Here is a 22,344-nt window from a genome sequence, read left to right as displayed (position 1 = left end):
ACAGCCGTTTGCAAATCCGTTAATTTACTTTTTTATTGAAATTTCAAATTTGGATCCAGCCTCACCTACAAATACAATGCGGCCATTCTCTGGTAAGACAACTTTATTCTTACCGCTGACCACGGTGTGATTAATACAAATTCCAGTCTGGTCATATACAGCAAAGGCTCCATTTGAAGGCAACTTGACTGTCATGACTTTTCCTTTCGCAGTCGCTGGTACAGAGAACCATTTAGCATATCCATCTGCTTGAATGGTTGTTGCGGATTGTTTACCCGGATAGATGGGTTTTACAAGTTCCTCACTGGCGTATACATAACCCGAAGCTGTAAGATACTCTCCTCCGTTCTTTTGGGAGAAATGAATGTCCATCGTATCACGTCCGGCAGTACCCGGAATTTGCAAAGGATTGGCTGCTTCGTTAGCTCCAATAATCTTATTATTGGACATATACCCTGGATTCTCTTTATTCATATGAATAGGCAGGATCGATGAAGCATTGAGATAGACCATTGATGTGTATTTCTCATTCACCAGATAATATTTTTTACCATCGCGCTTTGCCCATGCGGCGTTAATCTCCTTTGATAATTTATTGGCTTCCAGCTTCTCTGCATTATATTCTGAGAAAGCCAGCTGTCCGAGTCCTGGAACGGTTATATAAGACCGTGACCACAAGTAGGTATTCCCATTTTTCTCGACAACGAATTTCAACTTATCTGTACCTTCGTTGTTAACAAAAGTACCATCTGCTGTATATGTGTATTCTTGAGCCGGATTACTCAGAGCTGTAAGTGAAGATACCGTCATTTGTCCAGCCGTATTGATGTTGATCTTCGTAACAGAATTATTGCCACCATACATACCTGCAAACTTGGAGATTTCCTTAGGCATATCGGCCTTCACGGGTACGCCAAATGTTTTTTCCGGCTTCCGTTCTTTAATAACGCCCTTTTCCTCAAGTGCGCTGAGTAATAATTCATTGGCAATGAAATGATTGGTTAAGCTTGACCCGCCTGAGGAGATAACGGCTGCAGCCATGTTGTATTCCGGGAGTACCACTAATGAGGACTGATAAGATAACGTATCTCCACCTTTCATAACGGCCTTAATGCCGTATTCGTTGAATGGGAACAAGTTCACACTATCCCAACCTAACCCGTAAGACATAAGCGTATCGCTATCCTCTGGCCACATGCCTCTTTTATACTCTTCTTGCGCCATAGCTTCTACAGACTTACTGGAAAGAATGCCTTCGACCTGTCTCGTGAAGATTTGTGAAAATTTGACCAGATCTTCAGCGGTGGAATACAGACCTCCAGTAGCAATGATATTATAATTCTCTTTTGGAAGTTGTCCCTCATAAAATGGGGAATAGATTGCCGCCATTTCTGCCGGGTTAACCACATCCTGTGGTGTTTTCGTATGTTTCATATCCAAAGGCTCCGTGAAAAACTTGTGTATGAATGCGGTATAATCGAAGCCGCTAACTCTTTCGACCAGAATCTCGGCTAACGTAAAACCATCGTTGCTGTAGACTGAGTATGCGCCGGGTTCTGCTTTCAGGTTTTGACCTGCCAATTGCTCCAGAAACGTATCATGTGAATACGTGTCATTATCTCCGTACAAGGTGGCATTGCTGAATGAGCTGCCCAGTAGACCGGAAGAATGATTCAGCAACATACGGGGTGTGATCTGTTTGTATCGGTTATCTTTCATTTTAAAATCGGGCATATAGTTCACAACCGGCACATCCAAATCGATCTTGCCTTCGTCAACCAGCTTCATTACAGCGGCTGCAAGCATCATTTTGCTGGTTGAACCAATACCATAGATCGTGTTCGAAGTAAGACGTACCTTGTCGTTTATATCGTTCTTGCCCGTTTGACCGGACACCACAATCTCTCCACCATCGATGAGCGCATATTGCAGACTCGTCGTACCATACGTCTCAGTCAGTAATTTGGCTTTTTCCATCACGGTTTTCTTCGTTGCCCCATACGTAAGGTTGCTGTTGTTCATGGCAGCCGGTGTGGCCATTGCAGATAATGGGGCTAACATGGTTAACGCTAGCGTTAAAGCTGCAATTGAAGTTCGTTTTTTGACTGTTCTCTTGAGCACTTTCATTTTCTCTTGTTGTATCATTTGCATCTTCTCCTGTCAGTATCTCTTTATTAGAGTATCCTAGCTTTGGTACTAAAATAAGCTTAACCAATAGAAATGTACTCTTCGTGACGTCTATATGAACCGAGTATGAATAGGCAAAATAATTTGAGTACATGATGATTCACGATCCTTGATCCTTCCTTTTTACGTCATAAAAATATCCCCTTTAAGTAGACACTTAAAGGGGATAAAGACTTTGTCTATTTCAATGAAATTTCAAATGTGGAACCGACCTCACCTGCAAATACAATACGGCCGTTTTTGGGTAAGACAACCTCATTCTTACCGCTGACCACGGTGTGATTAATACAAATACCCGTCTGGTCATATACGGCAAAGGCTCCATTTGCAGGCATCTTAACCGTCATAACTTTTCCTTTCACAGATGCGGGTACCGAAAACCATTTTGCATATCCATCTGCTTGAATGGTTGTAGCGGATTGTTTACCGGAATAGAGTGGTTGTACAATTTCCTCACTTGCGAATACGCTACCTACAGCTGTAATGTACTCCACTCCGTTCTTTTTGGAGAAATAAATTTCCTTTGTATCACGTCCAGCCATGCCAGGGATTTGCAGCTCAGTGACTGCTTCGTTTGCTCCAATAATCTTATTATTAGACATATACCCTGGTGTCTCTTTATTCGAATGAATAGGAATGATTGGTGATGAATGGAGATAAACCGTTGATGTATATTTCTGATTCACCACGTAATATCTTTTACCTTCACGCTTTTCCCACGAGGCGGTAACATCCTGGGATAATTCATTGGCTTCCAGCTTCTCCGCTGTATATTCTGAGAAAGCCAACTGCCCAAGTCCTGGCAAGGATATATAAGATCGAGACCACAGATAAGTACTTCCATTCTTCTCCGTAACGAATTTCAACTTTTCTGTGCCTTTATCGTTAACAAAAGTACCATCAGCTGTATATGTGTATTTTTGAGCCGAATCACTCGGAGCTGCGAGTGTGGATACAGTCATTTGTCCAGCATGATTCATTTCGATCTTCTTAACCGAATTATTGGCGCCATACATACCTGCATACGCGGATATTTCTTTAGGTATATCTGCTTTTACTGGCACCCCAAATGACTTTTCTGGCTTCCGTTCTGTAATAATACCCTTTTCCTCAAGTGCGCTGAGTAATAATTCACTTGCAATAAACTGATCTTTGGCACTCGTCCCACCGGATGAGGTAACGGCTGCAGCTAGATTGTATTCCGGCAGTACGATTAATGATGAGTGATACGATATGGTATCTCCACCTTTCGTAACGGCCTTGATGCCGTATTCACTGAATGGGTATAAGTTCACACTATCCCAACCTAACCCGTACGAAATAGATGAATCGCTGTCCTCTGGCCACATGCCTCTTTTGTATTCTTCTTGCGCCATGGCTTCTACCGACTTACTGGAAAGAATACCTTCGACCTCTCCCGTGAAGATTTGTGAAAATTTCACAAGATCTTCAGCGGTAGAATAAATACCTCCAGTAGCGATGATATTATAATTCTCTTGTGGAAGCTGGCCTTCATATAAAGGAGAATAGATTCCCGCCATTTCTGCTGGCCCAACCACATCCTGTGGTGTTTTGGTATGATTCATGTCCAGAGGCTCTGTAATATACTTGTGTATAAAAGCAGTAAAGCCCATGCCACTAACTCTTTCGACTAGAATCTCCGCTAATGTAAAACCATCGTTACAATATACGGAGTATTCTCCTGGATCGGCTTTCAGGTTTTGATTCGCCAATTGATCTAGAAACGTATCATGTGAATTCGTATCATTATCTCCGTACAATGTAGCATTGCTGCCAGTGCTGCCCAGCAGACCGGAAGAATGATTTAATAGCATGCGTGGTGTGAGTTGTTTGTAGCGATTATCTTTCATTTTAAAGTCAGGGATATAGTTCACAACAGGCACATCCAAATCCATCTTGCCATCGTCAACCAGTTTCATTACAGCAGTGGTAAGTACCATTTTACTGGTTGAACCAATGCCATAGATCGTGTTCGAAGTAAGAGGCACCTTGTTATTGATATCGTTTTTGCCCGTTTGACCGGACACCACAATCTCTCCACCATCGATTAATGCATATTGTACACTGGTCGTACCGTACGTCTCGGTAAGGATCTTGGCTTTCTCCGCTACTGTTTTCTTGGTTGGTTCATACGTCAGATCGCTGTTGTTACTCGTAGCTGGTGCGGCCAGTACTGACATTGGAGATAACATCATTAACGCCAGAGTTAAGGCGGTGATTGAAGTTCGTTTTCCCTTTTGTCGTCCCATTCACATCATCTCCTGATTTAAATGTTTTGGTTGATTAGAGTTCTTTTGGATCTATAAATTTCACCTCTGGATACAAGTCGCTCGGCCCCTGAATTAGAGTTCCGCCCGATCCTTTCAATTGCTTATTAAAGAAATCAAGTACATATTGATTTACGATGTTTGACCCTCTTTTACCATTGATGTCTCCTGTAATTCCGGACAGTTTAATCAGCTCCGAATAGAATTGAAGATCCGTGAAATTGAAGTGCTGGGTTCCTTCTATATAAATCACATCCCCCCCCTGATTGATAACCGTTTTCATAATGTGCAGCTCATCTGAAAGAAACTTAGTTACTTCGTCATCCGAATTTCTATCACTTTCAAAATTGGCTAACCAGTCTTCAAAATTTCCCGATCTGATAAACATAAACGGCTTGTTTATATCATCTCTATCTTCTACTTCATTCAGTGACCCATCCATATTAACCCCGGCCTTGATTCGTTGATCTAAATACGTTGCATTAAACGCCGTTGCTCCCCCAAAAGAATGTCCCATCGCGCCTATGTTATTTAAATCGATCTTCCCTTTAAATTGACTTTCAATTACACCTGAATTTAACTTTTCGATTTGATCGATAACAAACTCAACGTCTTTTGTCCATATATCCCCAACTTCACTGCGGTCATCTATGGTTGTCATTTTTGTTGTATAGCCCGTTACACGGCCATCCGGAAAAAGGGTAGCAAAGGTGCTGTACGTATGATCGATTGTGACCACGATAAAACCATGACTGGCAAGATTCTCGGCCTGTGATGCTTGTAGAACTCTACTGGTTCCCATACCATGAGATAGCAGTACCACGGGATAAGGACTTGTGGAAGGTAATATTTCTACATTTTCATAAGAGTTGGTTTGACTATACTTCAAGTAGTCGAGCAAAAATTCGGGCAGTTTTAAAGAAGCAGAGAAGCTCTGAATATACGTTTTGAACATTTCTTTATCATTTGGAAACAGCGTGTCACGCTTGTTGTTATTCATGTTCTCAGTAGGATACCAGAATTGGACCATTAACTCCCTCTTGTCGCTTTGATCTTCAGTTAAGACTTCAGCTCTATTCTGGTCTGTAAGATGAAATGTTTGAGTACCCACTTTCTCTGGACCATCCGGCTTCGGCAAATTAAAAACAGGTAGGTATACAGACAAGGCAGTAGAAACAACCAGCAGAATGACGATTAGGGAAGATAAACTATATTTCAAGAACTTCCCTATTTTTAGATTCACCATCTTTTCGGAATGTCTGAATAAAACGATGAGTATGAATAGCGCCGTCATGATATATACCAAAAGCAGCTGCCATCTGTATCCCTCAACAAATAATTGAACTAATAATATAACGCTACTTCCTATACCCAAACCCAAGCCTATTTTCTTTACACTTCTTTTAATAAACAATAGATCTACCAGTAAAGCGAAACAGGATAAAACTAAAAGTATTTCAAATAATCTCATTTGAATTCCTCTCTTTCATCACGGACATCGGCCGAATTGGATATACTATGGAAAAACCGCCCCACAGGACGGTTTTTTCATATTCATTTATACACATCTGTAAAATCTCGAGTAGACTTATACAGGATATTTACTTTGCTTCGTTCATGAATGCTCTAAAGTCCTCAGCTATTTCTTTAAATAACGTATGGTGTAAATAATGTTCGCCATCCATTGTGATTACTTTTCCGTGTACCGAATCTTTGATCTGACCTTCATGCAAAGGTATCCAACCTTTTACACCTTCATTATTCGCTTGAATAAAGAGAAGAAGTGGAAGGTCTTTGGGGAAGGTTAAACCTTGAGCATCTTTAAAATTGGAAGCAATATGGTCCATCTCATTTAACATCGTGGAACTATTCGAGTTTTTATTCGACAGCATTTTCATCTGCTCTACGGTGTGCTCATCAAATGCGAGTCCAGCATAAGGGTCACCACCAAATTTGACTACTAGTCTTTGGAGACCTGATTTTTTAAGGAATCCGAACATTTTTGTAGGTAATTTGGCATCCATACCCGGTTGTGTTGAAACACTGCTGTCGATTCCGACAAATGCAGTCACCTCGTTTGGATATTTGTTCACATACTCAATGCCGTAAATGCCTGCAATGGAGTGGCCCATGAGGATATACTGGTTAATGTTAAGCTGTTGTAAAGCTTCATGAACTTCAGTTACGATATTTTCTGCGGTTCGTTCTTTTTCAGTTCCATCACTTAATCCATAACCGAAAGGTTCAACCGCCACAACTTTGTAATATGGAGATAGCTCATCGATGAGCAGCTTAAAATCAAGCGCTGGCGCAGCTGTTCCATAACCTGGCAGAAGCACGATCGTTTCCTTGCCTTCGCCTTGAATTAACACATTCATATTTTTCCCGTCTACAGATACGTGCTGGCCGTAAGTCTCTATCTTTTTCGCCTCTGAATTGGTACTGATCACATTCGTGATATAAACAATACCTAGAAACAGAACAATGACGATTACGATTGCTCCTAGTACTTTAAGTATATTGTTTCTTACCTTTTTGGCCCTCGAGCCATTCTTCGCTTTCTTTTCCTCTGGTTGTGTCACTCTCATCTTCTCCTGTCTTGAACTGTTTGTTCGGCTTTCTTCTGTGCTACTGATGTAATCTTAACCAATGAAAATGTACTCCCCGTGACGTCAATATGAACTGAATATGAACAACTAAATAAATTAATATTTACTGGGACGTCATAAATCCTCTGAATTTTTCAGCAATTTCTTTGGCATGGGAACGATACAAATAATGATTTGCCTCCAGCAGTACCACTTCACCATGTACAGAATCCTTTATTAACTTCTCGTGCTCAGGGATCCACCTGTCTGTTGCCGGATGATTCTTTTGAATAAAGAAAAGAAGAGGAGATTCACAGGGAACGCCCCACTGTTTCTTCTCTGTTTCATGTGTCACACTCATCTGCTCCTGTTCTCATCTGTTTAATGGCCGTAACAAGCCGTTAAATCAAGCCTAACCAACCAAGATGTCCTCATCATGACGACAATATGAACGAATTATGAACTAACAAAAAAAGCCACGTTTCACATGCAAAGAAGCTTGCATGTGAAACGTGGCCTGAACATACGATTTAGACAATCGGATGAATATTCTATACATCCACCTTATCCTGTAAGCCTAACTACTCCGTTGGTGGAGTGATTGGCAACGTGACAATAAAGGTTGTTCCCTGACCAGGTTCACTTTCTACTCTAATATCCCCTTGATGAAGCGATACAATCTGTTTAACAATAGCAAGCCCCATACCACTGCCGTCATACTTGCGACTGTGAGAACGATCCGACTTGAAAAATCGTTCGAATATACGCTTCTGGTCTTCAAGAGGGATACCGATACCTGTGTCGGAGATTCGAATAGTCACGTTCTTGATATCCTGCTTGGTGCTGACGTGAATTACGCCGCCATCCTTGGAAAATTTGATACCGTTGCTGAGAATATTCGTCCATACCTGGTTCAACTGATCGTGATCAGCCAAGACTTTAACGCCTTGGAGATCAAGCTCAAAGTGAATGTTGCGAGCAGACCATTGTGGCTGGAGAGTTACAATAACCCGCCTGATCTGTTCATCCAGGCTGAGTGTGCTAAGTCGCGGTTGCTGTGACTGTGATTCAAGCATACTCAACTTGAGCAGATTATCACTCATTTTGGACATCCGCTTCGCCTCGGCGATAATAATCTCAAGATATCGGCTTCGTTCTTGCTCTGAGAGGTTTACTTGTTTCAGTGCTTGAGCATAACCGGATATCGAAGTCAGCGGAGATTGAACCTCGTGCGACACATTCGTTACAAATTCCCTGCGCATCTGTTCCAACTGCTGCAAATCATGCATCATTTCTTCGAAGCTGCGCGCCAGTGTGCCCAGTTCTCCGGTTTGCTTGATATTCAGCTTGACGTTAAAATCTCCAGCAGCGATCCGCTTCGTTGCTTTTGTCAGTTTTTTAATCGGTCTAACCAAGAATATGGAAGCAATCAGAATGATAATACTTCCTGCAACCAATGAACAGGTTGCAAAGATCGAAGCCCATTTGACGACAAACGAGGAAGAAGGTGGAGCGAGCGTCTCCAAAAACATTGCTTTCGTTCCCACTTCCGTTTTCACCGGCAACCCTAAAAGAACTGTAGCAATACCGTTCGGATTGTCCTGGACTACGCCTCCATCTAACACTTTCTTTAGTTGCTCTTTCGTCACCGCGGCCGATTTATGTCCGTTAAGCTTTCCATACGACTGGAACTGACCCGTTGCATCGTAAATTCGAATATGATATGAATTCAGTAGCTTCATTTCACTAACAAACGATTCTGCTTCACTTAATGGAAGGGTCTTGTAAATCTGCACGACATCTTGGCCGAAGTTACGTATGTTAATTTGAGCATTTTCATTCAATTGATCTTCGAATATCATCGTGGACATGAAAAAAGAAATGACCGTGCCGGCGATGACGGAAACCAGAAATGTCAGGACCACACGAATATATAACGATCTAATCATTCGTAAACCTCAAGCCGGTACCCCAGGCCTCGCACCGTTTCGATCCGAAAATCGGGTGTTGATGCGAACCGTTCACGCAGGCGTTTAATATGTACGTCTATCGTTCGATCATCACCGGCGTAATCAATACCCCAGATTTGATCGATCAATTGCTCACGTGTATAGACTTGTCCGGGTGTTCCAGCGAGTTTATAGAGCAATTCGAACTCCTTCAGCGGCAACGTAAGCGACTCTGTTCCGCTCGTCACCTTGTAGGTTTGTCGATCCAGGATGACGTTGCCGAAATGGATCGTCTGTGTGGAGCCGATTTTGTATCGTTTGAGTAATGCTCGGACGCGAGCCGTGAGCTCCAACGGATCAAACGGTTTCGTTAGATAATCATCGGTCCCCAGTTCGAATCCTTTCACCTTTTCCCAGGTCTCACCTCTCGCCGTCAGCATGAGCAGCGGAAGATCAGGATTGGCTCTTCGCAGCTCCTTACATAACGTCCAGCCATCCATGACAGGCATCATGATATCAAGCACAACAAGATCGACATGTGTTGAGCCGTAAACGGTCAGTGCCTCCTTGCCATCCGCAGCTTCAGCCGTTTCAAATCCGTCATTTCTCAAAAATAAACAGACGAGTTCACGAATATTCGGATCATCGTCAGCAACCAGTATTGTAGGCATTTGTTTCCTCTTTTCCTGTTTCCATGTCATGTAGTCGTAATCATTATACTATTATTGAATTTGTAAAAAGCAAGTAAGAAGTTTAATCTCGCCATTCCCTCAGAATGTTCTGCATCCCCGACTTGGTATGAAGAAACTGTTTCACACGAGAGCCATTGGCACCAGATGGATGAGGAAATCCCCATAAAATCTTCTCTTCATCTACCCGATGTTCATCAAGCAATTGATGTAGTACAGCCTCCACCGACTTTCCTAATGGAATAATAAGAGGATGCTTTAACTGTTCCAATTCAGGCAGAAATGACTCAAGTACAGCTTGATACAAAAATTCACTTTGAGGAATGGAAGGCTGATGTCCATTGTAATTTTGCTTATTCACCAAGACTGGATATCGAATCAGAGAAGTTGTATGTAACAATGTACAGTCTGCTTCAAATAACCTTTGTACATGGGGCACTCTTATATATTCATGCAAGCCTATTTCCTGGAGCATTAAAATCAAATTGGTACGCATAGAGCCGGCCATTCTTGCCGCTATTTTGGCTTCTTTACAGGCTTGCTCATATGATTTGTGTGCTTTCAAAGCTTGGATAGCCGTTCTATAAGCAATCTCCATTTGCTGCCAACCTGGTGTGATGCCCACAAGCATGACTTTTGCGGCTGCATTGATATATTCATTATGTGGGGAATAGAACATCTCCACCTCTCCTGAAGAGCTTAATTTCAGCTCATTAATCAGCAGCTGTGCTTTGGAGTACTTGGGTTGTATCGGGAATGATTTCACCACGTCAATCAGACGCTGTTGTTGAGTGGGAGATATCAGCAGAATTGCTCACTCCTTACGGCCTTTATGTATTAGCTACCCTGCAAATTATCGCTTATATACCTTATTTTGTACAATACAATAACAGCCGAATTAATTGAAATAAAAAGGGTAATTGACGGACAACATCCATCGATTACCCTTTTTATTATTATAAATGGACAGGTAGCTGTACAATAAATGTCGCACCTGCTCCTGGTTCACTGAACACGGAGACAGTACCCTCATGCATCTCCACAATTTTATGCACGATGGAGAGGCCCAGTCCACTGCCACCCAAGGCACGTGTGCGGGATTGATCCGCTTTGTAAAACCGTTCGAATATGCGAAGCTGATCCTGCTTGGTGATGCCGGGTCCACTGTCAGAAATACGTACACTGACCTTGCCATCACTTTGTGTAAGGAAAACATCAATTTTTCCGCCTTCTGGCGTGAACTTGATTGCATTATGAATAAGGTTAATCCACAACTGAATCATCAAGTCCTCATCAGCAAAGATTTCAACTTCTTCCAGCTCTACGTTCATATCAATTTTTTTGTCATCCCATTGGGGTTCGCAGGCCAGAATCAGAGTCACCAGCTGCCGATCCAAGCGGTAAGATGTTTTATGTGATGCATGCTCGGATGAATCCAGAACGGCGAGCTTCATTAAATTATCACTCAGTCTGGACAAACGAACACATTCCGTCTCAATGATCGTCAGATACTTTTCCCGTTTTTCCTGATCCATATCTTTATTTTTCAGCGCCCTGGCGAAACCGCTGATTGACGTGAGCGGCGATCCGATCTCATGTGATACATTGGAGATGAATTCCTGACGCAAATCTTCCATCGCTTTGAGATTTGCCGCCATGTCATTGATGCTTTCAACCAACTGCACAAACGGATGGGGATTTCTCTGTCTCCCGTTTCTATTGGCAAATTCCGCATCCAGATTCACACGAAAATCCCCCCGGGAAATGCTTTTCAAAGCCTGAATCATCTCATTAAAAAATTCATATTGCCTGCCTTTAACCAGCGGACCGATCATTGTAATGCATAATCCAAAAAAAATGAACCCCAGCATGGCATTAATCAGAAAAGCAAGCAATTCATGCGGTTCCCATGGGACAAAGGAATACACATATCTCGTAAGGTAGAAAGCTGCTGTCCAGCAGGCAAACAGGGCCAGAGATACCAGAATGACGTTTCTGGAAACATGAAGAAATCCACCCTCCTGCTTCATTGCCTTACCTCTAGGCGATAGCCCAAACCCCGCATAGTACGAATGACGAAAGCATGCTCTTCCTCCGGAAACCGTTCACGAAGTCGCTTGATATGCACATCAATCGTTCTCTCGTCCCCTTCGTAATCATACCCCCAGATCTTTTCGATTAACTGATCACGGGTAAAGGTTTTGCCAGGGTAACTCGCAAGGGTGAATAGCAGTTCAAATTCCTTGCGTGGCAACACAATATCCTGATCACCTTTCTTGCACTCAAACGTATCACCCCGCAGGACCAGTTCACCAAGCAGGATCACTTGTGAAGTCATAATCCGATATCGCTTCAATAAAGCCTTCACCCGAGCAACCAGCACCAGCGGATCAAAAGGCTTCACCAGATAATCATCCGTCCCCAGGGTAAATCCTTTGATGATCTGCGAGGTTTCCCCTTTGGCCGTTAACATCAGGAGCGGCAGATCCGTCTGCTGCCGCAACTGGCGGCATAGTTCCCATCCGTCCATGCCTGGCATCATAATATCGAGAACAACCAGATCTACCTTATGGTCAGCGAGTAATCGCAGTGCATCCAAACCGTCAACAGCCTCGATTACGTGCAAACCCTCCTGCTGTAAAAAATGTCCTACCAGCTCTCGGATATGCGGGTCGTCATCAACGACCAATACGCTTGTCAAAGTGACCACCTCCATTTTTTCAACCTTGCCTTATACTCCACATTCTGTCAAGAAAAAGACCTTATACCATGAAGGCATAACATCTCTTTCCTGACACGCTACACTTGTTTAACAATATTTGATGATTTCCAATTACGTTCTGCGCATATATGCTCGCACTGTCAATGGTGCAAAAATGGCTACAATAACCGCTGCTCCGGCAAGGCTGGTCACCAGATCTGTGCCCATTGTCCCTTGATTCGCCAATTCGCGTACAGCTGAAACCAAATGGGATATCGGATTGACATTAACTACCCACTGAAGCCAATTCGGCATCGTATCTACCGGAACGAAAGCGTTTGAAGCAAAGGTGAGCGGAAACAATACGAGCATGGAAATCCCTTGTACACTGGATGCTGTACGTGCAATAACACCAAGAAAAGCAAAAATCCAACTGATGGCCCAAGCGCAAATAATAACTAGCAATCCTGCCAAGGCAACATGACCCAATCCACCTGCAGGGCTATATCCCAATAAATATCCAATCGTAAAGGTAAGGAACGTTGCAATGGTATAGCGTATCGTGTCTGCCAGCAATGCTCCGGCCAGTGGCGCAATACGTGCTATAGGCAATGATTTGAATCGGTCGAATACCCCTTTATCCATATCCTCACGCAATTGCACACCAGTAACGACGGAGCTTGTAATTACCGTCTGCACAAGTATACCCGGAATAATGACCAACAAATAAGCTTGAATATTTCCCGAGATCGCACCACCAAAAATGTACGTAAACATCAATGTGAAAATGATCGGCTGTAGGGTAACATCGAATAATTGCTCTGGTGTTCGTCTAACCTTCAATATCCCGCGATAAGCCATCGTTAAGGAATTCCGGACGGTTTGCCCAAAGCTTGTGTATTTTCTCAGCTTACGGCTTGGATTTTGTTTCGCTATTGTACTGTTCATACTTGCAACTCCTCCACTGCTTTTGATTCTTGAGACGTATGAGACGCATTGCCACTCGCATCTTGACCCGTAATGGTGAGGAATACTTCATCAAGTGTAGGTTTCTGGACACTCATCTCTGCCAGATCAATGCCTGCGGAACGAAAGGCAATCAGCAGATCTGCTGCAATATTCGCATTCGCCATCGGTGCAGTAATCTTTCCTGCTTCTGCTGATACGCTGGTTTCTGTTCGAAGGATCTGCTCCACAATCTGACGGGCGTGTTCAATCCGTGTCGGTTCCTGGATGCGCAGTTGAAGTGATGCAGTGCCAACGGAGGCTTTCAAATCATCCACCGTACCTTCGGCCACAACATGGCCCTGATCAATTACGGCAACACGGTCGGCCAGTTGATCCGCTTCATCAAGATATTGTGTTGTAAGAAGCACGGTTGAACCAGTCTTGACCAACTGGCGAATCGTATTCCACATCTGTGCACGTGTCCGTGGGTCAAGTCCAGTTGTCGGTTCGTCCAAAAAGATCAGCGGCGGCTGAGCAATAAGGCTTGCTGCGAGATCGAGACGGCGGCGCATGCCTCCGGAGAACCCTTTGATTGGACGTTTCGCCGCCTCCGTCAAGCCGAACTCTTCGAGCAAATCGGCTGTTTTGCGTTTCGCTTCTGCGCGGCCAAGACCCAGCAGCCGTGAAAATATCATCAAATTTTCGTTGGCACTCAGTGACTCGTCAACGGATGCGTATTGTCCTGTAAGTCCAATTAGCTGGCGTACGATATGTGACTCCTTCACCACATCATGTCCAAATATTTTGGCTGATCCTCCATCGGGCCGAAGCAGCGTGCCCAGCATCCGAATGGTTGTTGTTTTCCCTGCTCCATTCGGGCCCAGTACGCCATAGATCGTACCTGCCTTCACGTTCAGATTCACACCATCCACTGCACGTTTATCTCCAAAAATTTTCACAAGCCCCTCAGCCTCAATGGCCCAATCTCCAAGTTCAGTACCTGTTGCTCTTTGCTGTATGTTTGTCAATTGTGGTTCCTCCCATATCGTTTATAGGGGAAGAATATCGTACTTTTATGAACTGAATATGAATGGAATCGGAAAGTTTTCCATTTCAAATCACAAAACCCCGCCAAGGTCCAAATGGACACCGGCAGGGTTCGGATGGGATTATAATACTCTAATTTGCAGGTTTGATATCAAAGAAGTCCAGTTCTCCATATCCTTCACCTTTGGAGAAACGAATTTTGTTCACACCAGCCTTTAGCTGAACTCTCGCTGTGGACAGTCCCCAGTTCTCCCATCCCTTGTTCGTAATGTAGAAAGGACTGGCTGTGCCTCCATTCACACTCAGCAGCAGGTTGGACCAGTTGCTGCCTGCTGTGCCATTCGCTGTCCTCGCCAGGAGAATATATGTGCCCGCAGTTGCTGCATTGACGTTAAATTCTACATAGCTATCCACCGTATCGATATGACCAGCTTTCATGCCACCTGAACCAGAAGGACTCTGGGAAGCATAAGCGATCCCACCAAAGGTTCCCTCTTCTCCTTCATATCGAACGATTGACTTTTCTCCCGAAGGTAGAGCAATAGGTACGTTGGGATTCACCGGTGTACCTAAATTCGGGGTATTGTCGGCATTCCAGGTGAACTTCTGTAAGCGAATCTCACGATTCCATCCGGAATTATTGGATTTCGCTGTGTGGTACATGATCCAGTCCTCAGTCCCGTCAGGCGATTTCGTAAAAGAATGATGACCCGGACCGTACAAGCCGTTCCCCGATTGGAAGATAGGCTGACTGCGCTTGCTCCAGGATGCCGGATTCAGCAAGTTGCTTGAGGCGTTAGCGGTAATAAGCCCCAGACAATAGTCGTTGGTCCAACTACCACTTGCCGAGTAGACTAGACTGATAACTCCGTTTCGAACGATCACCTGCGGTCCCTCATTTACATTCGGGGAATGATTGGTTTCCCAGGCGTAGGTTGGTCGTGCAATTTCCACGCGATTTGAATCGATCGTCCAGGGATTACTCATATGGGCAATGTACAGATTCTGCCTTACATTCGTATCTGCTTCCCAGCCCGACCAGATGAAGTAGAGCTGTCCGTTTACCTGTAATACCGTCCCGTCGATAGCCCACTTGTTGGTGGGATCCGTAATCTGCCCTTTGTATTGCCAGGTTCCCTGTGTCGGGTCAGCTGACGTATTTTCCATGACATACATGCGGTGATTGACGTTGTCTCCATCATCCTTCGCATAATAGATGTACCATGCACCGTTGATGTAATGAAGCTCCGGAGCCCAGATGCCGCAGCAGCCGGTATTCACCACAGTGGTTGGAGCCGCATCAATGGTTGTTAATTGAGCTGACTTCCAGATGGTAACGTTACCACCTGTTGTTTTGGTGAAATAATAGAATCCTTCAGTGTGTTTGTAGACCCATGGATCAGCTCCATCCTGCATTACGACATTATAGAAATTATTCTGAACGGTCGCTGCATGCGTCGTCTGTCCCATCGGGAAAATAAGAAATGCACATAAGGCCAGCAACAATTTGTTCCTGTAATTCATTATTTTCATCTACAGTCACGCTCCCTATAGGATTATGAATCATGCGCGTACCTGACCTGCAACGTTCAATCTTCGATGGCAGCCTTGCGGGAATTAATGCGACGAATCGTTTCCGGGTCGAATTTCGGACGGCGGTCATACGTGTACAGTCCATTCACTTCCTGTTCCACATCATATAGCTGGGTATAACAAAACCCGAACATCTTCGGATGGTCCAGCAGGACATTGGTTAGTCCCTCATAACGTGCAATGAAAGCTTCTTCGGATTGTGGTCTGTCCCCGTAACCCCAAGCTTTCTCATCTTGCTGATCCGGATTCCACCAGATACCGCCATACTCACTGATAAAATATGGCTGCCCTTCATACGTCTGCCGCTCTGGAAAGGTATTAAATACTTCCCCACCGCTTTTCATCGATTCATATCTGGCCCGGAACGTATCCGGGTTCTGATCATAGTCATGCAAATCGAAGATATCCGTCACCACATGAAAGTTACCGCTGGTATCAATGACAGGCCGTGTCGGGTCCATACGTTTAGTCATCTCATAGACAATGCGCAGCACGTCGTTATCCTGCCGGGTTCCATCGCGATCCCACGTTTCGTTGAACGGACACCAGCCGATAAGCGAGGGATGATTAAAGTCACGTTCCATACCTTCCATCCATTCCGGTAGGAACCGGGCAAGGCTTTCGGTCGTTGTAATATCCTGTCCCCAGTTGGCATGTTCTCCCCATACCAGGTAGCCAAGCTGGTCAGCCCAATATAGGAAACGTGGCTCAAACATCTTTTCGTGCAATCTCGCTCCATTAAAGCCAAGCCCCATGGAGATCTCGATGTCCTTGCGCAGATCTTCGTCGCTAGGTGCCGTGTAGATGCCATCCGGGTAAAAGCCCTGATCTAGTACAAGCCGCTGAAAAACGGACTTCTCATTGATACGAAATGCCATGCCATCCAGCCTTACCGTCCGCAGTCCGAAATACGAGTCTACCGTATCGATGGTCTGATCCTGCCCATGCAGCTTCAACTCCAGATCATACAATTTGGCATTCCCCAGCTCCCATAAATGGATTTCGGATAATGGGACGGTAAGCTTCACAGCAGGTCCATGAACAACCGCCATTGCCGATCCAACATTCTTGCCGTCAAAGTGGGCAGTTGCAGCCAGCTCTCCTCCAGCAGCGTTACCGCATATTTTCACTTCAAGGTGCACACATGCATTATCCGGATCAGCTGCGACTTTCATGTCGGAGAGATACATCTCTGGCACTTGCTCCAGCCACACCGTTTGCCAAATGCCGGTCGTCCGCGTGTAATCGCAGCCATGTGAGTGGAATCGTTCGCTCTGCTTGCCTCGCGGCTGAAGTCCAGAACGCACATCATCTTCCGCATAAACCGTGACTATATTCGTTCCTGACGAAACATGAGATGTGATATCAAAATGGAATGGCGAATAGCCTCCCCGATGTTTGCCAACCGCTTTTCCATTGACCCAGATCTCGGCTTCGTAATCAACAGCGCCAAAATGAAGCAAAATGCGCCCATTCATCCAGGCATCCGGGATAGAGAATTCCCGTTTGTACCATACTGCTGCCATAAAATCGGTATAGGCCACCCCGGACAGTTTACTCTCTGGACAGAACGGAACAGTGATTGTCCCAGAGAGATGATGTTCGGACTGTTCATAACCTCGTTCTTTTCCACTTTTGCCATGATCCATTTCGAACTGCCAAGTTCCGTTCAGATTGATCCAATGGTTACGCACCCACTGAGGGCGAGGGTATTCCGGGCGTGGTGTTAATGTCATCTTGTCTTTATTCATACGTAAATCACTCCTATTAGCCTTTGATTGAACCGATATATAATCCTTTTACAAAGTACTTTTGCAGGAAAGGGTATACCATCAGTATTGGACCGGTGGACACAACAATGGGGCAATATTTGTTCTGTATTTGAATCAAAGTATAATTACACAATAATTAGATGTCAACGTTTTCAATTTATTTTCTTGTAATAAAATTTGTCTGGTATTATTGCTTAGATTTCCTTCAAACAGCATTGGAAAGTTAATTTCCCACCGAATAACACCATTAAAATACTGTTCCAATGCGGAAAAATCCAGTTCAAGCCAAAATAATTATTACTTTCTTCGTCTAATGAGAGCATTCGTTTTCACCAAATCATTTATCTACTCCGCCATTAATTACAAAATAGTTGTAACTATACGCATACCCAGCCCCTATTCTCAAGTCTTCTGTTTTACGCTTCCGATGGAACTTGGAGCGCATGATTATCGCTGAAAGGCACACCAAAATCAGGAGTTCCATCCCTGTTCCATTCAAATTTTTGAATGCGCGTTGCCCGTAAACGCATAAAATAATAATAACCATCGGAGTGCCTGTAGACCCAAGGGTCTGCGGATTGCAATGCCACCGGATTACAATATGTACTGGTTGTCATCTCTTTTCTCTCCCTTCATATCGTGCTATTTTCTATTATCTAGAAGAATTTGTTTGCAGACAATTGCGAAAACGCTTTTATTAAGTTGTAAAAAAAGACAACCTTCAAGCGATTTCGTCGGTCGAAAAAAACCGTCCTGGAGACGGTTTTTTCCTGTTGAAGCTTTACTGAATGCTTTGCATCCGCCATTCCAGTGGGGTAACCCCGACAGATCTGACAAAATAATCATAAAATCGGCTGGACGAAGTAAACCCTACTTCCGAAGATATCATTTCGACTGCCTTGTTGGTTTGTTGTAACATCCGTTTGGCTTCCATTAGACGAAGATTGATAATGTATTGCTTTGGAGAAACCCCCACCGATTCCGTGAATTTCTTTCGCAGATTGCTTTCTGACAGGAAATGTCGAGAGGCCAATTCACTAACCGTAATCGGCGTGTAGTAAGACGAATGGATCTCTTTCAGGACTTCCTGAACGATGCATTGAACCGTTGGATCGTTGACAGCATGAGGAGCTTCGACTGAGCAATTCCGCTGAAACAGTAGCAGTGCAGCATGTGAATGGGATTTGAATAAACCTTCACCCTGCTCCAGATGAAACAAGTTCGGTTTAAAACGCTCGATACTCACGATACATGAGGTACCGTTATTTGGCATATCTCGCATCCTGATCACCCGCATTCATCGTATACCTTACCTGCATAATAATGTTCTGTTCATGATCTCCGAACTCATTGCCAAACAGGTTCATGCCTCCCTGATGCCTAGCATCCGGATGAATTCCAATGCGTAATCTTAACTTGTGTTTATCCTCAAGATGAAGATCTGACAGGGACACATCCGAAATTTTCTCCTTGTCCAGCATGGTCATGTTGTCGTCCACACGCCATTTTTTGAGAATGCCGTATTGTGTAGAACCATCAGACCACCATGCCGGATTCAGTTTACCTCGGCGGTCGCCCAAATCTCCGGGACTAGTCCACATCCCGATCTCAGTGCCATTCACCCAAATGGAAATATCCGAGGGCCAATCATTGTTATAAGTTGCTACTTCAGAACAGATTTCCATGGACAATTCCAAAGATTCAATCGTTGCACCTTGCGGAATATCCATTGGAAGCAAATATTCCAGATAACCTTTTGCCAGCCAAATGATCTGAGCATCAATATGCTTAGGATGATAGAAGCTTGCCGGGTCGTCTTCCTTCAGAATCATCTCCTCCGTGCTCGCCATGCCGCATGTTGGCGCAACTTCACAGTCGCTGTAATGCCCTATCGGCATCTGTACTTCATAGACATTCGTATCCCGTGTGGGAAAGGAACTCACTCGATCCAGGGCGATATGAATATCATCATAATTGCGGCTGCAAACCTTCATGGCCCCACGAGAGGCTGGGAGCATCTCCGTATGTATTAAATGGGCTGCCTCCAGCACTTTAATATGGTTGGCTACCGTTGACACGGGCAGGTTAAGTGCTTCGGCAATTTCAATAATGTTTAATTTGTTGGCATTAAGAAGCTGGAGAATGTCAATCCGGGAACGAGTCGACAAGGCGTGGGTTACAGTTACCAGTTTTTCCGGGTCGTTAAAGCTGAGTTCCAGCACGTATTTGCTCTCCTTTGGAAAATATTAATTAAAATAATTCTACTGAATAACAGGAATAAACACAATGTTGCTATGCTCCATCCTGCTTTCGGAGGAATCCATCTGAGAACATTTTCCACGTAATCTTTCCTATAACGAAGGCAATGAATAGAAGTAATCTGCATTTCTTGTGAAAGGAAGAGTTATACGTGATAAGTGAACTCAATAGCTGGATCAGGCATATTGCTTCTAACTATATATTGATTATTACGGCAGCTGTTATTTTCTTCGCGATTAAGGCTGTAATCGGATTCTACACCTACAAACATTACAACAAACAATTGGACCATTTGCACCATAAAGTCGATCTACTCATCAAGGAACAGCAGCTTCTAGCTCAGCAGTTCTCCGTTCCCAACGGAAACAGAGACATGATGCACAAAGAAGACCACTTCGAGTCTTCATCGCAACCTCCTCTAATGTGATCTTCTCATTTGTCTTATGTGTGAGATGACCCTTCCCCTCTTTTAAATCAAAGGCTTACTCACTCACCGTAAGAGTCGACTACATCGTTCTGATCAGTCTTGTTTTATTTTTCCATTCTTTCCTGACAGAAAAAAGCCTTGAACGTTATAAAAGCCGTTGATCAGATGTTGTTAAACATCCAATCTACGGCTTTTGTTATTTTGACTGTATGATTTTAATCTATATCCTAATGCACAACCTTCATAGGCAAGTACGTCAGCGACTGACCTGGAGCCGAGACGGTAAGGTTGTTTTCCAAATCAAATGATTCAACCGATTCGATGAAAGGTACCCTTTCTACGAATGCTGTCAAAGCAACAATCAACTCCATTCTCGCCAGCGGAGCACCCAGACAGAAATGTGGACCATTTCCAAAGGTAAGGTGTTTTTTGTTATTGGGACGGTGAATGTTCAAGTCGAACGGATTTTCAAATATAGTTTCATCCATATTCGCCGCACTCATCCAGGAAATGACGACATCCCCTTTTTTCAATTCTACACCCAACAGATCATTACCCTTCTTAACGGTCCGGTGTCGCTTGGCGTTATGGAAGCGATAACGAAGCATCTCTTCCACAGCAAATGGGATCAGCTCAGGGTTCTCTCGTAATTGCACATACAGGTTGGGGTCATCATAGAGAAAAGAATAAAATGTATTAGATACCATATGACTGGTTGTTTCGATACCGGCCCCGAGCAAAAGCATTGTGGTTCGAACAATCTCATCATCGGAAAACTTCTCGCCGTCTACATCCACTTTCAACAGATCTGTAATGATATCATCGCCAGGCTGAGTCCGTTTCTGAACGACAATAGGGTACAGGAATTGGTAATACTCCTGCGCTGCGACCTGCTTTTTCTTTTCCATTGCCTCTGCATTTTCTCTATTGGCGGGTTGAAACAGAATATCTACCCAACTTTTGAAGCGGTGGCTGTCCGTCAGCGGTATGCCCAACAAATCAGACATAACCATGGAAGGCAATGGTGCTGCCAGTGCTTGCACAATGTCGATTGTTGTATTCAGCTCGATATCCTCCACCAGTTGCTTCGCAATGTTCCGAATCCGTGGCTCCCAGTTTTTCAGACTGCGGGGTGTAAAAGCAGCTGAGAGCAACGAACGGCTTTTTTGATGACGTGGAGGATCTATGCTCGAAATATTCATTCTGTCCGGCGGTGTACCTTCCTTGTTTTTAGCTCCAACTGAAATGGTTGTTCTTGAGCCTTCGGATGAAAAATATTCATGATTACTTAGTACCTGCTTGACATCGTCATATCTGAACACATTCCAGGTGTCCGTATCCTCATGATAGTAGACAGGTTTCTCCGACAACATCTTCCGAAACCAGTTCAAGGGGAAAAACTCTTCCGATCTTGACTGGAATTTGGTAATATCGTGAACTCTAATCACTTCTTTGTACATCCTGACACCGCCTCTCGAACTATTTTTATCCAATGGAAAGAGGAATTTCTTCCATGCCTCTGATAATCATCCCCAGCGCCACTTCAGTTCTTCGGCTCCCTTTGATTCCTCCTTTGTTGCACATGAATTGACAGTTCAGCGCACAACCAATTTTATACTAATCGTATATTATTTGGAATGAAACTTTCGAACTATATTCATTTTATGGAAAATTCAAGGCATATTTTTATACCGTTCGTATATTTAATGACGAGAATTAAGTTCTTAAGGTTTATGTATTTTTGGGCAAAATAAACAAGCTCAAGAAATGAAAACATCATTAATCTGGGATTACAGATAGGTAGGGATGAACATGTCTAAACCTCATACGTGGACCATATGGTTTACTATGGTATGCTTGAACACTAGACTCATTTTTTGCACATCGAGGTATCGT

Annotated in this window: 19 protein-coding genes and 1 pseudogene; 1 reads left to right on the top strand and 19 read right to left on the bottom strand. The window is 43.9% G+C overall.

The genetic code is table 11. The features are described 5' to 3' along the window. Positions 1 to 24: 24 nt before the first annotated feature. The 18 genes and pseudogenes from BLS14_RS04430 to BLS14_RS04350 all read right to left on the bottom strand — a co-directional run bounded on the left by BLS14_RS04430 (position 25) and on the right by BLS14_RS04350 (position 19,984). The gene (locus BLS14_RS04430) at positions 25 to 2,145 is read right to left on the bottom strand and encodes a serine hydrolase domain-containing protein (protein WP_090949724.1); all 2,121 of its coding nucleotides are present in this window, start codon (positions 2,143 to 2,145) and stop codon (positions 25 to 27) included. A 221-nt stretch (positions 2,146 to 2,366) separates the two neighbouring features. After that, a complete protein-coding gene (locus tag BLS14_RS04425) occupies positions 2,367 to 4,457 on the bottom strand; it encodes a serine hydrolase domain-containing protein (RefSeq protein ID WP_090949722.1) in 2,091 nt (696 codons plus the stop codon). A 34-nt stretch (positions 4,458 to 4,491) separates the two neighbouring features. Continuing rightward, positions 4,492 to 5,946: an alpha/beta hydrolase family protein gene (locus BLS14_RS04420; protein WP_090949720.1), complete on the bottom strand. Its 1,455-nt coding sequence runs from the start codon at positions 5,944 to 5,946 to the stop codon at positions 4,492 to 4,494. Between the two features lie 130 nt (positions 5,947 to 6,076). Continuing rightward, on the bottom strand, positions 6,077 to 7,057 hold the full coding sequence (locus BLS14_RS04415) for an alpha/beta fold hydrolase (protein ID WP_063565171.1): 981 nt from the start codon (positions 7,055 to 7,057) through the stop codon (positions 6,077 to 6,079). A gap of 130 nt (positions 7,058 to 7,187) precedes the next feature. After that, positions 7,188 to 7,418: a hypothetical protein gene (locus BLS14_RS04410; protein ID WP_063565172.1), complete on the bottom strand. Its 231-nt coding sequence runs from the start codon at positions 7,416 to 7,418 to the stop codon at positions 7,188 to 7,190. Between the two features lie 226 nt (positions 7,419 to 7,644). Then, a complete protein-coding gene (locus tag BLS14_RS04405; RefSeq protein WP_063565173.1) occupies positions 7,645 to 9,012 on the bottom strand; it encodes a sensor histidine kinase in 1,368 nt (455 codons plus the stop codon). Then, the gene (locus BLS14_RS04400) at positions 9,009 to 9,683 is read right to left on the bottom strand and encodes a response regulator transcription factor (RefSeq protein WP_063565174.1); all 675 of its coding nucleotides are present in this window, start codon (positions 9,681 to 9,683) and stop codon (positions 9,009 to 9,011) included. The genes BLS14_RS04405 and BLS14_RS04400 overlap by 4 nt, the downstream gene beginning before the upstream one ends. A gap of 82 nt (positions 9,684 to 9,765) precedes the next feature. Further along, a complete protein-coding gene (locus BLS14_RS04395) occupies positions 9,766 to 10,380 on the bottom strand; it encodes a hypothetical protein (protein WP_090949717.1) in 615 nt (204 codons plus the stop codon). 277 nt (positions 10,381 to 10,657) lie between these two features. After that, on the bottom strand, positions 10,658 to 11,731 hold the full coding sequence (locus BLS14_RS04390; RefSeq protein ID WP_079694323.1) for a sensor histidine kinase: 1,074 nt from the start codon (positions 11,729 to 11,731) through the stop codon (positions 10,658 to 10,660). Continuing rightward, positions 11,728 to 12,402: a response regulator transcription factor gene (locus tag BLS14_RS04385; RefSeq protein ID WP_090806109.1), complete on the bottom strand. Its 675-nt coding sequence runs from the start codon at positions 12,400 to 12,402 to the stop codon at positions 11,728 to 11,730. The genes BLS14_RS04390 and BLS14_RS04385 overlap by 4 nt, the downstream gene beginning before the upstream one ends. 132 nt (positions 12,403 to 12,534) lie before the next feature. After that, complete coding sequence (locus BLS14_RS04380; RefSeq protein ID WP_063565177.1) at positions 12,535 to 13,350, bottom strand: ABC transporter permease; 816 nt, start codon at positions 13,348 to 13,350, stop codon at positions 12,535 to 12,537. After that, on the bottom strand, positions 13,347 to 14,369 hold the full coding sequence (locus BLS14_RS04375) for an ATP-binding cassette domain-containing protein (RefSeq protein ID WP_090950213.1): 1,023 nt from the start codon (positions 14,367 to 14,369) through the stop codon (positions 13,347 to 13,349). The genes BLS14_RS04380 and BLS14_RS04375 overlap by 4 nt, the downstream gene beginning before the upstream one ends. Before the next feature lie 160 nt (positions 14,370 to 14,529). Further along, positions 14,530 to 15,930 (bottom strand): family 43 glycosylhydrolase, encoded by a 1,401-nt coding sequence (locus BLS14_RS04370; RefSeq protein ID WP_090949715.1) that lies wholly within the window; start codon positions 15,928 to 15,930, stop codon positions 14,530 to 14,532. Positions 15,931 to 15,986: 56 nt separating this feature from the next. Further along, positions 15,987 to 17,741, bottom strand: a complete 1,755-nt coding sequence (locus BLS14_RS04365) for a glycoside hydrolase family 2 protein (protein ID WP_305367631.1) — start codon at positions 17,739 to 17,741, stop codon at positions 15,987 to 15,989. Positions 17,742 to 17,757: 16 nt separating this feature from the next. Continuing rightward, positions 17,758 to 17,862, bottom strand: a pseudogene (locus tag BLS14_RS33010) (carbohydrate ABC transporter permease); the annotation flags it as partial. Between the two features lie 316 nt (positions 17,863 to 18,178). Then, positions 18,179 to 18,379: a hypothetical protein gene (locus BLS14_RS32455; RefSeq protein WP_079694325.1), complete on the bottom strand. Its 201-nt coding sequence runs from the start codon at positions 18,377 to 18,379 to the stop codon at positions 18,179 to 18,181. 164 nt (positions 18,380 to 18,543) lie between these two features. Continuing rightward, on the bottom strand, positions 18,544 to 19,035 hold the full coding sequence (locus tag BLS14_RS04355) for a helix-turn-helix transcriptional regulator (RefSeq protein WP_143021513.1): 492 nt from the start codon (positions 19,033 to 19,035) through the stop codon (positions 18,544 to 18,546). Next, positions 19,025 to 19,984: an ArsR/SmtB family transcription factor gene (locus BLS14_RS04350; RefSeq protein WP_063565182.1), complete on the bottom strand. Its 960-nt coding sequence runs from the start codon at positions 19,982 to 19,984 to the stop codon at positions 19,025 to 19,027. The genes BLS14_RS04355 and BLS14_RS04350 overlap by 11 nt, the downstream gene beginning before the upstream one ends. Positions 19,985 to 20,172: 188 nt before the next feature. On the opposite strand from BLS14_RS04350, the gene BLS14_RS04345 reads away from it, so the two are divergent. Beyond that, positions 20,173 to 20,448 (top strand): hypothetical protein, encoded by a 276-nt coding sequence (locus BLS14_RS04345; protein WP_063565183.1) that lies wholly within the window; start codon positions 20,173 to 20,175, stop codon positions 20,446 to 20,448. A gap of 227 nt (positions 20,449 to 20,675) precedes the next feature. On the opposite strand, the gene BLS14_RS04340 is transcribed toward BLS14_RS04345, so the two are convergent. Further along, a complete protein-coding gene (locus BLS14_RS04340; RefSeq protein WP_090949710.1) occupies positions 20,676 to 21,908 on the bottom strand; it encodes a cytochrome P450 in 1,233 nt (410 codons plus the stop codon). Positions 21,909 to 22,344: the final 436 nt, after the last annotated feature.

The organism is Paenibacillus sp. OK060 (genome assembly GCF_900101205.1).
GTDB lineage: Bacteria > Bacillota > Bacilli > Paenibacillales > Paenibacillaceae > Paenibacillus > Paenibacillus marchantiae.
Note: the sequence above shows the minus strand (reverse complement) of the source record. Positions and strands in the feature narration are given on the sequence as shown.

Bases quoted from the DNA above. Each gene is read 5' to 3' on its own strand.
- BLS14_RS04405 (WP_063565173.1), bottom strand. From the start codon at position 9,012: ATGATTAGATCGTTATATATTCGTGTGGTCCTGACATTTCTGGTTTCC.
- BLS14_RS04390 (WP_079694323.1), bottom strand. From the start codon at position 11,731: ATGAAGCAGGAGGGTGGATTTCTTCATGTTTCCAGAAACGTCATTCTG.
- BLS14_RS04425 (WP_090949722.1), bottom strand. From the start codon at position 4,457: ATGGGACGACAAAAGGGAAAACGAACTTCAATCACCGCCTTAACTCTG.
- BLS14_RS04370 (WP_090949715.1), bottom strand. From the start codon at position 15,930: ATGAAAATAATGAATTACAGGAACAAATTGTTGCTGGCCTTATGTGCA.
- BLS14_RS32455 (WP_079694325.1), bottom strand. From the start codon at position 18,379: ATGACAACCAGTACATATTGTAATCCGGTGGCATTGCAATCCGCAGAC.
- BLS14_RS04340 (WP_090949710.1), bottom strand. From the start codon at position 21,908: ATGTACAAAGAAGTGATTAGAGTTCACGATATTACCAAATTCCAGTCA.
- BLS14_RS04395 (WP_090949717.1), bottom strand. From the start codon at position 10,380: ATGTTCTATTCCCCACATAATGAATATATCAATGCAGCCGCAAAAGTC.
- BLS14_RS04430 (WP_090949724.1), bottom strand. From the start codon at position 2,145: ATGATACAACAAGAGAAAATGAAAGTGCTCAAGAGAACAGTCAAAAAA.
- BLS14_RS04355 (WP_143021513.1), bottom strand. From the start codon at position 19,035: ATGCCAAATAACGGTACCTCATGTATCGTGAGTATCGAGCGTTTTAAA.
- BLS14_RS04365 (WP_305367631.1), bottom strand. From the start codon at position 17,741: ATGAATAAAGACAAGATGACATTAACACCACGCCCGGAATACCCTCGC.
- BLS14_RS04420 (WP_090949720.1), bottom strand. From the start codon at position 5,946: ATGAGATTATTTGAAATACTTTTAGTTTTATCCTGTTTCGCTTTACTG.
- BLS14_RS04400 (WP_063565174.1), bottom strand. From the start codon at position 9,683: ATGCCTACAATACTGGTTGCTGACGATGATCCGAATATTCGTGAACTC.
- BLS14_RS04380 (WP_063565177.1), bottom strand. From the start codon at position 13,350: ATGAACAGTACAATAGCGAAACAAAATCCAAGCCGTAAGCTGAGAAAA.